Source organism: Legionella antarctica (genome assembly GCF_011764505.1).
GTDB classification, from domain to species: Bacteria; Pseudomonadota; Gammaproteobacteria; order Legionellales; family Legionellaceae; genus Legionella; species Legionella antarctica.
The window spans coordinates 874,056-886,425 of sequence record NZ_AP022839.1 but is presented as its reverse complement, the minus strand read 5'-3'; the positions used below and the strand labels follow the sequence as shown (position 1 = coordinate 886,425).

The window sequence follows — 12,370 nt, the reverse complement described above, 5'->3', positions numbered from 1 at the left end:
AATAGAGGTGCTTGAACGCTATAGTTATGTATGAGATAGAATCAAAGGTGTTTCATGGAATTTAAAGCTCGCATAATTAATCAATTTTATTCTTGTGACCGATTTTTTCGTTTTGTTATCCAGCATTTTATTCAAGATGAGTGTGCTTACATTGCTTCCGCATTAGCCTTTACCAGTTTACTTGCAGTTGTTCCCTTGATGTCAGTTGGGTTTGCTATATTTTCTACATTTCCAGTCTTTCATGGTTTGGCAGACCCAGTACAAAATTTTATTTTTGATAATTTTGTTCCTTCTACAGGAAAAATAATTCAGGGTTATTTACAGCAATTTTCTTCACAAGTCACAAAACTCTCAACCTGGGGCTTAGTATTTTTGATTATAACGGCACTTTTAGTCATGTTTACTATTGAAAATGCGATGAATAAAATATGGCGGATTAATAACTCACGACATGGGGTACCTGCTTTTTTATTGTATTGGGCTATTTTATCTTTAGCTCCTGTGATGCTCGGATTGAGCCTTGTTGCCAGTTCTTATTTATTTTCTATTCCTCTCTTGATTGATCATCATGCACCCTCATTTCTGCTTCATTTGACCCCTTTTCTTTTCTCTTTGGTCGGCTTTACTTTTTTATATATGATTGTTCCTAATTGTCCAGTTAAATTTCGCCATGCTTTTTGGGGCGGGTTATTTGCTGCTGTTTTATTTGAAACAGCTAAAAAAGGATTTGCTTATTTTTTAACTCGTTTTGATACTTATGAGTTACTCTATGGTGCTTTTGCATCGGTGCCTATATTTTTTATCTGGATTTATTGGGTATGGCTTATAACTCTGTTGGGAGCTGAAATCAGTTATGCTTTTTCGGTACATCATCAAAGGCGTGGGGGCAAAGCTCTTGATGGATTTTCCCATGCCTTACTCTGGCTTTATCATTTATGGATAGTCCAGCAAATTGGTAAAGGTTTAACTTTTAATGAGCTTATCGATTCAAGTAGCCAACCTTTTTCGGTAGATGTAGATGAAATGATCAATGCATTAATTTATCAAGAACTCATTCATGCTACTGCAGAAGGACATTACATGTTGAGCCGTGACCTTAACCAGGTTACTCTCTATGATTTGACACAGCTATTACCATATCGCCTCCCTACTGACCTGGAGCTACAGTATTCAAAATCATCGCTGGCTGAACAATGGAGAGCTGCTTTTAGAAGAAATGATGAAGAATTACAAAAATCGCTCAGTATTAGCCTGGAGGAATTATTCAAGAAAAGCGATAAAAACTAGATTTTGGTCATTTAAATCCACAACATAACTAATAATGGTTCTAACTCTGGAATATTCCGGATTTAGCAGCACAAAACACACGAGAGGTCTAACTTCTCGTGTGTTAAAAATGGTCCGACACAATAATCTCAAAGGATATAACGTGCTAAATCTTCATCAGCCAGCAACTGACCAAGATTTTTATCAACATAAGTTTTATCTACATGAACTGTTTCACCAGATTTATCAGTTGCTTCAAAGGAAACTACTTCCAATAAGCGCTCCATAACAGTGTATAAACGTCGCGCTCCTATATTTTCCATACGTTCATTGACTTGCCATGCTACTTCAGCAATACGCCTGATACCTGTTTCATCAAAGGTCAGTTTCAAACCTTCAGTATCCATTAAAGCGGTATATTGTAACGTCAATGAAGCGCTAGGCTCAGTGAGAATACGCACAAAATCCTCGACCGAAAGTGCAGTTAACTCGACACGAATAGGTAAACGACCCTGCAATTCGGCAATTAAATCAGATGGTTTGGCCACATGAAAAGCACCGGAGGCAATGAATAAAACATGGTCTGATTTAACCATACCATATTTAGTCGAGACTGTAGTTCCTTCAACCAAAGGTAGTAAATCTCTTTGCACCCCTTCCCGTGAAACATCCCCACCACCGCTGTTCTCAGAGCGTTTTGCTACTTTATCCAGCTCATCAATAAAGACAATTCCATTTTGCTCAACGCTTTCTATAGCTCTGGTTTTAATGTCTTCCTCATTAACCAATTTCGCAGCTTCTTCTTCACGTAATATTTTCATTGCTTTTTCAACGGTCATTTTACGAGTTTTTGTGCGGTGAGTGCCCACTTGTTGAAACATCGACTGCAGCTGGCTTGTCATTTCTTCCATGCCTGGAGGTGCCATAATTTCTATGCCTACCGGAGTAGCAGCCAGATCAATTTCTATCTCATTATCATTAAGAGTTCCCTCACGTAATTGCTTACGAAATACCTGTCTTGCAGTACTATCCTTTTCAGCGGGAACTAATGCGCCACGAGCTGGAGGAAGCAGCACATCGAGAACACATTCTTCTGCAGCATCTTCAGCCAAATGGGCAACCTTCTTCATTGCAGTTTCACGCTCTTGCTTTATAGAGATATCTGTTAAATCACGGAGAATAGAATCGACATCTCGCCCAACATAACCTACCTCAGTAAATTTGGTTGCCTCTACTTTTATAAAGGGTGCATGAGCCAATTTAGCCAAGCGTCGAGCAATCTCCGTTTTACCCACTCCAGTCGGGCCAATCATCAATATATTTTTAGGCATTATTTCACTGCGTAAAACAGGGTCCTGGATCTTCATACGCCGCCAGCGATTCCGCAGCGCAATGGCCACGGCTCGTTTCGCATCATCCTGGCCGATAATATGTTTGTCCAGTTCTTGAACTATCTCACGAGGCGTCATCATCATACTGTTAATTGCTGTCATTGTTTAACTCTTCTATGGTTAAATTGTTATTGGTATAAATGCAGATCTCGCCAGCTATAGTCAATGATTTTTTGACTATATCTTTTGCAGATAATTTGGTATTTTCCATCAGTGCTCTTGCAGCAGCCTGAGCAAAAGGCCCGCCTGAACCTATAGCAATTAAGCTTTCCTCTGGTTCAATCACATCACCATTACCAGTAATAATTAAAGACGCTTTACTGTCAGCAACAGCAAGCACTGCTTCAAGCCGTCTTAAAATTCGGTCCGTTCGCCAATCTTTGGCAAGCTCCACTGCCGCCCTTACTAGATGACCTTGGTGCATTTCCAATTTGCTTTCGAAACGTTCAAATAGTGTAAATGCATCCGCTGTTCCTCCAGCGAAACCAGCAATGACTTTGTCTTTATAGAGTCGTCGTACTTTACGTGCATTACCCTTCATGACAGTATTACCCAGGGTAACCTGACCATCACCACCAATAACGACTTGATTGCCGCGTCTGACGGATAGTATTGTTGTCCCACGAAATTGTTCCAAAATTTAGTCCCCAAATCATACCGAAAACCTATAAATGGGGATTATAAATAAAATATCAATGGGATTAGGTAAAAATTTCTGCGCAGGTATCCTCGGCCTATACTGGGTGCAGCGGGATTTTTCCCTTGAATTGACAACTATGGGCTAAAAAGCCAGGGTAATGATGCAAGTCAAAATGCCTGATAATAATTCACCTGGTTATAAAAAAGATATGCCATGGGGTAAGGGAGCCAACTCCAGATGTTCTGCCAGACTTTGACCTATATCAGCAAATCCATCACGTCGGCCAATAAAATGTCCTTTAAAATCAGGTCCATAGGCAAGAACGGGAATATGTTCGCGAGTGTGATCAGATCCTGGGAAAGTTGGATCGCAACCATGATCAGCAGCAATAAGAACCAAATCTCCAGGTTGTAATAGTGCATCTAACTCGGTTAGACGAGCATCAAACTCCTCAAGGGCATGAGCATAACCAGCTACATCACGTCTGTGCCCGTAAGAAGAGTCAAAATCAACAAAATTAGTAAAAACTAAACTGCCTTCTGGTGCAGTCTTCATGGCAGCTAAAGTAGCATCAAACAAGGCCATATTACCATCAGCCTTAACTGTTTGAGTTACGCCTTGATGGGCATAAATATCTGCAATTTTTCCAATAGCAATAACTTCACGACCTGCAGCTTTAAGGTAATCAAGCAAGGTTTTATCAGGGGGTAGCGTTGAATAATCCTTACGATTTCCAGTTCTTTTAAAAATTCCCGATGTTCCAGTAAAAGGGCGGGCAATGACTCGTCCAATCTGATACTCATCAACTAAATGACGCGCAATCTCACAAATGTTGTACAAGCGCTGTAAACCAAATGTCTCCTCATGAGCTGCAATTTGAAATACGCTATCAGCAGAGGTGTAAACTATTGGTTTGCCAGTGCGAATATGCTCTTCACCCAACTCATCTAAAATGGTGGTTCCAGAGGCATGTTTCTCACCCAATACACCGGGTAAACCTGCCTGCTTTATAAATTTTTCAATTAATTCAGGAGGAAAGCAATTAGGTTTGTCTGGAAAATAACCCCATTCAAACGTTACCGGAACCCCTGCTAATTCCCAATGCCCACTGGGAGTATCCTTACCTAAGCTTTGTTCTACAGCATAGCCATAATAACCCACAGGTTCTGGTAAGGTAGCCAGATTAACAAATGGCAAACCAGAGCTTGAAAGCGCAGCATGGTAAAGGCCTGATTTCGCTAAATTAGGGAGAGTTAATGGTCCCTGACGTACACCGTTAATATCACATTCGCCTCGGTTACAAGCTTCCTGGATGTGAACAAAGGTATTAGCTCCTTCATCACCATAACGAAACGCATCAAGACTGGCACCAATACCTAAAGAATCCATTAACAAGATACAAACTCTTCTCGACATATTTAATACTCAACCTGACGACAACGGGTTTCTTTCAACCCGAAGAGTAGTAAAAAGGCAATTAATAATCCTACTGGCAATATAATTGCAGCATGCTGATAAGCTTCCAACTGATATACAGGCACACCGTTGATCAGGTGCATTCCACCATAGTTAGTTAAAAGCAGACTAAACAGATTTTGATAAATCAGGAAACCGCCTTGAGTTAATATGGAGATAACGCTGACAGCTGTCGCTGTCATCATGGGTGAACTACTTTCAGCAACTAATGCATAACTAATCACCTGGGCTGAAGTAAATAGACCCAGCAGGAAAAATAATACAGTCATTAGGTTGAGCGAAACCGGGAGATACAGAACAGCTAATAGAGTGAGCATCGATGCAAGAACACCTATTTTCATCGGGATGATACGTAAACCTGCTTTATCGGAGAGCCAACCTACTAAAGGAGCGCCTATTATAGCCCCAAAAAATAACATCCCATTCACTACAGAGGCTTGTTCAGGACTGACGCCCAAACGTTGCTCAAGATACAAAGTACCCATCATAGCCCCAAACACTGCAATCGCCATATTCATCAAGCTGGTAAAGAGCGCAGCTCGCAAGTACTGGGTGTTAAAATAAGCTTTTCTAGCTGCTGATAAAATTTTTATTGGCTGACCTTCTTTTTTCACAGCAACCTCGGGTCTTTCTTTTATCCAAAAAATCATCAAAACCAATATCGCAAATCCAAGTAAACCAATGTCTAAAACTGCTTGACGCCATCCCACATAAGCAACCAGTTTAGTCAAAGGATATTGAGCAAGCATACCCCCAGTCATTGCCATAGTCACTATAGCTCCTGTGACCAAAGCCATACGTTTGGGGGGAAACCAGTGAGAAGCTAACCGAACCGGACCTAAAAAGCAAAAAGCACTGCCAATACCGGTGACAAATCGACAAAACAACGCCATGTAAAAAGAATGGGAGAAAGCCAGGATGAACGTGCTGATCACACAAAAAAACATGGCTATTAAAATAGTATTTTTAATGGAGTAACGGTCAAGCACCATACCCGCGATAAACAGAAATATAACATTGGATAGATAATAAATACTCGATAAATAAGCCATTTTATCAGCTTGTATTTGAAAATCCTGCATAATATTTGCCGCTATAGACGCAAACATATTCCCCTGGATAAACTCATAAAAGAAAAACATTGTTGCCGCAAAACATACTAACCAAGGTAATAAAGATGATTTTATATCATCAGATCCTTTAAATTCCTCTACTAACTGCTGCATAGTCACTCCTCAACCTTATCGTTTGCAGTACGTTTCACGGGTCATTAATACGGCGAATAGAGCCGCAATTGCAGCAATAGGGAACATCCACATGGCAAACTGAAAATCAGCAATCGCATAGTGTGCACTCGTTGTGCCTGCATGATGTGTCATTAGCCAACCAAAAAGTACCTGTCCGACGCCACCCCCGCCCATTATAAGAACGGAGGCAATTCCTGTTGCAGCACCTGTATTCTGCGCCTCATTACTTTCGGCCACCAAAGGATAGGAAATTACTTGGGTGCTGGTAAAAAATCCCAATGCAAAAAAAATAATACCAAGCACCATTTGCGATAGGGCTATATGCAGAAATAAAGGAACCACCGTAATCAGCGTAGCAAGAGCACCAATAATCATTAACGGTTTACGACGTCCATGAGTATCGGATAGCCACCCCACCAAGGGACAGCCAATCACACTGCCCATGAAAATTAAACTGACCACATTACTGGCAGCAATGTCCGACAAATGATGTGCTACCTGCAAATAACTGGCACCCCATAAAGCACACAAAACCATAATAGGCAGATTAAGAAAGGACGTATAAAATCCTGCCAGCCAATTTTGAGGATTAGCTAATGCCTTTTTAAAACCCGCAATTATTTGCCCCTGATTCGTATGAATTCGTCCTGGAGAAAGTGCAGGTTTATCTTGAACAGTGATATATATCCATAAAAGTAAAACAGCACCGACAGCGGCATCTATTAATAAAGCACGACGCCATCCAAAAAGATCGTAGAGATAAGCAAAAGGAGTATGAGCCATCATGCCACCAATAAAGGCCATCGTGACCAATGAACCAATTACCAGCGCCTGTCTCCGTGGTGGAAACCAATGAGATACCAGAACAACACAAGATAAAAAGCAAAATGCATTACCTATTCCGGAAAGAAAATGGAAAAGCGAAGCCAAAGCAAATGATTCCGTAATAGCAAAACCCAAGGTACCTAAAACACAAACCAGCATGGCAATCAGGATGACGCGACGTGTTGAAAAACGATCCAGAAGAATACCCGCAGGTAAAAGAAAAAGAATATCAGCCCACAAATAGGTACTGGACATCCAACTCAATTGAGCAGCATCAATATGAAATTCATCACGTAAAGGCTGGTTAATTACATCAAAAATATTGAGCTGAAAAAATTCATACATAAAGAACAGGCCGGCTGACAGGCACACAATCCAAGCCATCAAGTCACCACGAGGAACAAAAACCCTCGAATCTACTGCGACAGAATGTGACACTGTTACTCCTATATCAAGGCCTAAAAGTTGCGGCAAATTATATCAAAATTTAAAGAAGATTGGTATCTTTATTGAACAATATCTTATTAGAGGTCAAAACGCCCGCCTCACGTTGCTTATAATGCAGTCTGCAAGTGGCTACATAAGCTTCATTGCCTCCGATTAATACCTGTTCTCCCTCAACCACAGTTTCACCCTGAGCATTAATTCTCATATTCATAATCGCTTTACGTCCACAATGACAGATAGTTTTTAGTTCTATTAACTCATCTGCCCAGGCAAGTAAAAATTGGCTACCAGGAAACAGTTCTCCTTTAAAGTCTGTTCTTAGTCCATAGGCTAATACCGGAATTGACATTTGATCAGTAATTTCTGTTAATTGATGAACTTGCTCACGAGTCAAAAACTGAGCTTCATCAATGAGTACACAGGCATAACTCTGTTTATTGTGTTGCAGACTCAAGGTGAGTTCATACAGATCATCACTTCCTTTAAAAGCAAAAGCCTGCTCGGATAATCCAATACGAGAACAGATGGTACCTGATTGATAACGAGTGTCTATAGACGGCGTAAACAACAAAGTCTGCATTCCTCGTTCTCTGTAGTTATGGCTTGATTGTAATAATACCGTGCTTTTTCCTGCATTCATTGCAGCATAGTAGAAGTAAAGTTTTGCCATAAACGTCATCAATATAAACAAGCCGACTACTTTACTATGAGTTAACAATTAAGAACAGGACAATGAAGCAAGATATTTTCTACTTGATGCGGGATGGGGATAGAAAAATTGAAACCGATGCCGTTGCTTGCCATTTTTGTTTCTGACTTAAACATCTTTCTGTGTCTACTAGAAACCGATAATGTTTCAACGGTAAATAATATCCATATTTTACTCTTTAGACACATTCATATAATTTCATTGGGTTTTTGAATGTTTGGTTTGAAAATACGCAACTTCGGTAAGATGCATGAGAAACTGGTCATTCTGAACTGAATGTTACTTACGAGTTTTTTCTAACATACTTGAAAAAATTGAGATTTTTTTTAAAATAAAATTGTATAATGAAAATACATGACTAGCGGATCAGTTTAGTTTACACTGATTCCTGTAAGTAATACTTACATTATTTTGTTTGGAACCAGGAGATATTAACATGACGTTTACCCCAAAGGATTTTGAAGCTTTAAAAAAACATTTTAATGATACAGTTACAGTCTTACTAAAACGTGACGGAAAAGAGCCAGAAAAACATACAATTAACGACTTAACCAAAAGAAAAGAGGAAACCTTATTCTTAAAAGCAGTGTTAACTGAATTAGAAAATCGGATCACTGAAAATGCTCCAAAAAGTTTAAAACCCTACGCGGAAATATTTTATGGTGCCCAAGCACTGATCCAACAAGATATTGAGGATAACCGTGGTTGGGGAGAAAGCGAGGGATTACTACATGGCAGATTAAGTGATGGGATGGGAATTACAGAAACTAATCACCCGGATCTCTACCAACAAGTCAGACATATTAGTAAATTGAATAATTTCTTAAAACTTGTATATCCAGAAGGCGACTCCAGAAATGGCCTTCTAATCCCCAATGTTCTCAGTTCAGTTCCTTTAGATAAATTAACTGCCTTAATCGCTAAAGGCTATCAGCTGGAAGAAACTGCCAGAAAAAAACTAACTGAAAGCTATCTTGCTGACGGAAAAACAGAGGGACATGCTAATAGCCTTACGGTAACGCATGATATACCCGAATCAGCTATTGCTCAGTTTGAAACCTTTGATACCTTAACCAAAGCGCTTGATAATTTAAGAATGGATGAGATTGCTAATAAAAACGTGGTCAAGATAGATCTTCTTGCCAATAAAACCAGATCAGCACAATTTCAATCGCTTCTCACTATGGCCGAAACGCTTAGCGCCTCTAGAATTAAAGCTCCTGAAAAAATTGGGATCCTTGCAGGAATGATGTTGCTTGTTCATGAGCAAATTGGTCAGGAATACGGGAAACATCCTTTTAGTAATGATGATATTCCTGGTTCAATTGTTCACACTGGACTGACTAAAATATTAAAAACCAAGGAAATGAGCCGAGAGAACGCTGAAGCATTAATAACTTCCGCCAAACATTTCATGGTACATATGTCCGTTGAACATAACGAATATAAAGGAGGTGTGGTAAAAGAAAGTGTTAGAGCAAAGCATCTTTTTAGCCAGGTGGCCGGTTTTAATTTGGTTCCCGTATTGGATTTAATGGAAAAATTAATTAAACACTGTCGTATCGACTCACTTAACCGATGTGTTACCGCGCATAAAAAAGCACTTGAAGATAGTCTGCCTCCAAAGCCCAGTTCCGCTTATGGATATCTGAATATAGGTGGTTTGTTTGGGAAAACCGTAACGGCAACAAAAGAAGTAGAAGATGAAATCAATGATTTGGAAGAAGAAACAAAAGAGCAAGAGAAAATTGTTGATGAACCATCCACTGGATTAGTAGTCTAGGTTCATGCTTCTTTTTTTAAATTAAGTTATTATCGTAGTTGTTTACAACTTAAGATGTACTTCAGCTACGATAATAACCATCACCATTATTTTTCCTTACTACTATGTACCTTGAACTAAGCCATTTAGCTTAATTTTTGTTACAATGGTGGTTTTATATTAACCTATTCATCAGAACTCCCAATGAAAATCAAGTCACTTATAACATCTATTCTCTTGATCCTATCACCGTTAGTATTTCCAACCGTAAGCTCGGCGCAGAAAAAAACAATTGCTATCACTATAGATGACCTTCCTTTCGTCGGGGAGTACCGAAATTTTCATTTAAATATGATCATAAATTCAATGAAAGAACAGCAGGTACCTGCTACGGGATTTATAATTGCCAGGGAAATACATTCTTCTAATTGGGAGGCGCTGCATAGATTTCGTGATGCAGGTTTTGGATTAGGGAATCATACGTTCTCTCATGCAAATTTAAATAAACTCAAAGTTAAAGATTACATCCATGAGATTAAAGAAGCGGATACCATTTTATCCCCTGTTATAACTAAACCAAAATATTTCCGATATCCCTATTTAGCAATGAGTTCAGGAAGTAAAAAAAATAAAATTTTATGCTATCTTGCCAAGCATAATTATCAAGTAGCTCCCATTACTGTTGACAGCAAAGATTTTGTTTTTAATCAACGCTTATTATCAGTACCGGAAATGGATAGACGTGCTTATCTCAATGAGTTAAAACCCTTTTATCTTGATTTTATCTGGCAGCAAACCTTAAAGGCCGAAGAACATACCCAATATCATCAACGTTCTGAGCAGGCACAAATCTTATTAATCCACGCCAACTTACTAAACGCCTATGTTTTACCTGATCTTATTAATTTTTATAAACAAAAGGGTTACACTTTTGTTACTCTGGAAGAGGCCTTAAACACATTTAAAGATCCTATTCGTTGTGCAAACCTCCAAACGCAACCCAAACAGATCCTTAAGAAACAGAAAACCGATCTGAATATTGAAACATTTGTAGATTGGGATTAAACCTTTTAAGAACAAAAAACACACAATTTAGAAAATATTAAGAGTCAAGAAAAAAATCCAGGTCTTATTTTGTCGTTCCATTAGTTTAAAAAAAGACAGAAGTGGGACTAATTTATCTCATTTTATTTAATTTCCTCATACCGCACTTTTTAATCAAATCCATGATATAATTGCATCAAAAATAGTCACATTGAATTGAGTAAAACATCCATTTCGTGTCAGAATGGTACACTAAGGAAACAACATGAATTTTACATCTTTGGGTCTAATAGAACCCTTACTTCGGGCTGTTAGTGAATTGGGATATACAGAACCCTCTCCCATTCAAGTACAAGCAATACCTGCCGTGTTACGTGGTAGTGATGTATTAGCCTCTGCACAAACCGGAACTGGTAAAACTGCCAGCTTTGTATTACCGATTCTACAAAAAATCCATGATAAACCACGCGCTAAAAGTAATCGTGCGCGAGTTTTAGTCGTCACCCCAACCCGCGAGTTAGCTGCTCAAGTGCACGAAAGTATTGTTCAATATGGACGTCATTTATCCTTACGTTCTGCGGTTGTTTTTGGCGGAGTAAAAATTAGCCCGCAAATGATGAAGTTGCGTGGTGGTGTAGAGATACTGGTTGCGACTCCCGGGCGGTTGTTGGATTTGCATCAACAACGTGCCATTCTTCTTGATGAAATAGATACATTGGTCTTAGATGAAGCAGATCGTATGTTAGATATGGGCTTCATTCACGATATTAAACGTATCATTAAATTAGTGCCCAAAAACAGACAAAATTTAATGTTCTCAGCTACTTTTTCTGAAGAAATTCGCGCCTTAGTCAAAGGTATATTGAATCAGCCAGTCGAAATAGATGTTGCACCCCGCAATACGACTGCAGTGGCTGTAAAACAAACCGTTCATCCCGTTGATAAAGCTCGCAAATCGGCGTTACTCAGTCATTTAATCCATAAAAATAAATGGGGCCAAACCCTGGTATTTTCGCGTACCAAACATGGAGCCAATAAATTAGTTAAACAGCTGGCAGAAGAGCATATTTATGCTGCTGCTATTCATGGCAATAAATCACAATCTCAACGCACTAAAGCGTTAGCTGATTTCAAATCAGGCGAATTACACATTTTAGTGGCTACCGACATTGCCGCTAGGGGAATTGATATAGATCAACTTCCATGTGTAGTAAATTTTGATTTACCCCAAGTTGCTGAAGACTATGTTCATCGCATTGGTCGAACAGGCCGCGCAGGAGCTTCTGGCCAAGCTATTTCTTTGGTTAGTGCTGATGAAGTCGGACAATTACAAGCCATCGAAAAATTAATTAAGCGTAAATTGGAACGGATAGAAATTGAAGATTTTGAACCCAATCACAACTTGCCTAGTTCCGCATTACCTTCACAACCCAAGAAGAATTTCCCCTTTAAGAAGAAAGCGACTCCAGCAGCAAGAAAAACAGAGCGGAAACCGTTTATGAACCGAGCAGGTAAAAAATAGTTGAACAAGCTCCCAATCGCGTATGCACGTAGTACTGCCCT

The 12,370-nt window shown here is 39.3% G+C and carries 10 protein-coding genes; 4 read left to right on the top strand and 6 right to left on the bottom strand.

Features of this window, described 5'->3' with window-relative positions:
- Window positions 1-54: 54 nt before the first annotated feature.
- Window positions 55-1,287 carry a YihY family inner membrane protein gene (locus HRS36_RS04345; protein WP_173236377.1) on the top strand — a complete coding sequence of 411 codons (1,233 nt, stop codon included), beginning with the start codon at window positions 55-57 and terminating at the stop codon, window positions 1,285-1,287.
- 128 nt (window positions 1,288-1,415) lie between these two features.
- Here the strand turns inward: HRS36_RS04345 and hslU are convergent, their stop codons facing one another.
- The 6 genes from hslU to HRS36_RS04315 all read right to left on the bottom strand — a co-directional run bounded on the left by hslU (window position 1,416) and on the right by HRS36_RS04315 (window position 7,962).
- Window positions 1,416-2,741 (bottom strand): ATP-dependent protease ATPase subunit HslU, encoded by a 1,326-nt coding sequence (gene hslU / locus HRS36_RS04340; protein ID WP_173238451.1) that lies wholly within the window; start codon window positions 2,739-2,741, stop codon window positions 1,416-1,418.
- A 4-nt stretch (window positions 2,742-2,745) separates the two neighbouring features.
- Window positions 2,746-3,294, bottom strand: a complete 549-nt coding sequence (hslV, locus tag HRS36_RS04335; RefSeq protein WP_173236376.1) for an ATP-dependent protease subunit HslV — start codon at window positions 3,292-3,294, stop codon at window positions 2,746-2,748.
- 198 nt (window positions 3,295-3,492) lie between these two features.
- Window positions 3,493-4,713, bottom strand: coding sequence for a phosphopentomutase (locus tag HRS36_RS04330; RefSeq protein ID WP_173236375.1), 1,221 nt, complete (start codon window positions 4,711-4,713; stop codon window positions 3,493-3,495).
- A gap of 2 nt (window positions 4,714-4,715) precedes the next feature.
- A complete protein-coding gene (locus tag HRS36_RS04325) occupies window positions 4,716-5,999 on the bottom strand; it encodes an MFS transporter (protein ID WP_173236374.1) in 1,284 nt (427 codons plus the stop codon).
- Between the two features lie 15 nt (window positions 6,000-6,014).
- Window positions 6,015-7,283: an MFS transporter gene (locus tag HRS36_RS04320; protein ID WP_173236373.1), complete on the bottom strand. Its 1,269-nt coding sequence runs from the start codon at window positions 7,281-7,283 to the stop codon at window positions 6,015-6,017.
- A gap of 49 nt (window positions 7,284-7,332) precedes the next feature.
- Window positions 7,333-7,962 (bottom strand): thymidine kinase, encoded by a 630-nt coding sequence (locus HRS36_RS04315; RefSeq protein ID WP_173236372.1) that lies wholly within the window; start codon window positions 7,960-7,962, stop codon window positions 7,333-7,335.
- A gap of 475 nt (window positions 7,963-8,437) precedes the next feature.
- Here HRS36_RS04315 and HRS36_RS04310 point away from each other — a divergent pair, with 475 nt between their 5' ends.
- The 3 genes from HRS36_RS04310 to HRS36_RS04300 all read left to right on the top strand — a co-directional run bounded on the left by HRS36_RS04310 (window position 8,438) and on the right by HRS36_RS04300 (window position 12,329).
- Window positions 8,438-9,784 (top strand): type IV secretion protein Dot, encoded by a 1,347-nt coding sequence (locus HRS36_RS04310; protein WP_173236371.1) that lies wholly within the window; start codon window positions 8,438-8,440, stop codon window positions 9,782-9,784.
- A 183-nt stretch (window positions 9,785-9,967) separates the two neighbouring features.
- Window positions 9,968-10,828, top strand: a complete 861-nt coding sequence (locus HRS36_RS04305) for a polysaccharide deacetylase family protein (RefSeq protein WP_173236370.1) — start codon at window positions 9,968-9,970, stop codon at window positions 10,826-10,828.
- A gap of 244 nt (window positions 10,829-11,072) precedes the next feature.
- Window positions 11,073-12,329 (top strand): DEAD/DEAH box helicase, encoded by a 1,257-nt coding sequence (locus HRS36_RS04300; RefSeq protein ID WP_173236369.1) that lies wholly within the window; start codon window positions 11,073-11,075, stop codon window positions 12,327-12,329.
- Window positions 12,330-12,370 lie beyond the last annotated feature (41 nt).

Excerpts from the sequence above, each read along its gene's own strand:
- HRS36_RS04345 (WP_173236377.1), top strand. The coding sequence starts at position 55 with ATGGAATTTAAAGCTCGCATAATTAATCAATTTTATTCTTGTGACCGA.
- hslU (WP_173238451.1), bottom strand. The coding sequence starts at position 2,741 with ATGATGATGACGCCTCGTGAGATAGTTCAAGAACTGGACAAACATATT.
- HRS36_RS04330 (WP_173236375.1), bottom strand. The coding sequence starts at position 4,713 with ATGTCGAGAAGAGTTTGTATCTTGTTAATGGATTCTTTAGGTATTGGT.
- HRS36_RS04325 (WP_173236374.1), bottom strand. The coding sequence starts at position 5,999 with ATGCAGCAGTTAGTAGAGGAATTTAAAGGATCTGATGATATAAAATCA.
- HRS36_RS04315 (WP_173236372.1), bottom strand. The coding sequence starts at position 7,962 with ATGGCAAAACTTTACTTCTACTATGCTGCAATGAATGCAGGAAAAAGC.
- HRS36_RS04310 (WP_173236371.1), top strand. The coding sequence starts at position 8,438 with ATGACGTTTACCCCAAAGGATTTTGAAGCTTTAAAAAAACATTTTAAT.
- HRS36_RS04305 (WP_173236370.1), top strand. The coding sequence starts at position 9,968 with ATGAAAATCAAGTCACTTATAACATCTATTCTCTTGATCCTATCACCG.
- HRS36_RS04300 (WP_173236369.1), top strand. The coding sequence starts at position 11,073 with ATGAATTTTACATCTTTGGGTCTAATAGAACCCTTACTTCGGGCTGTT.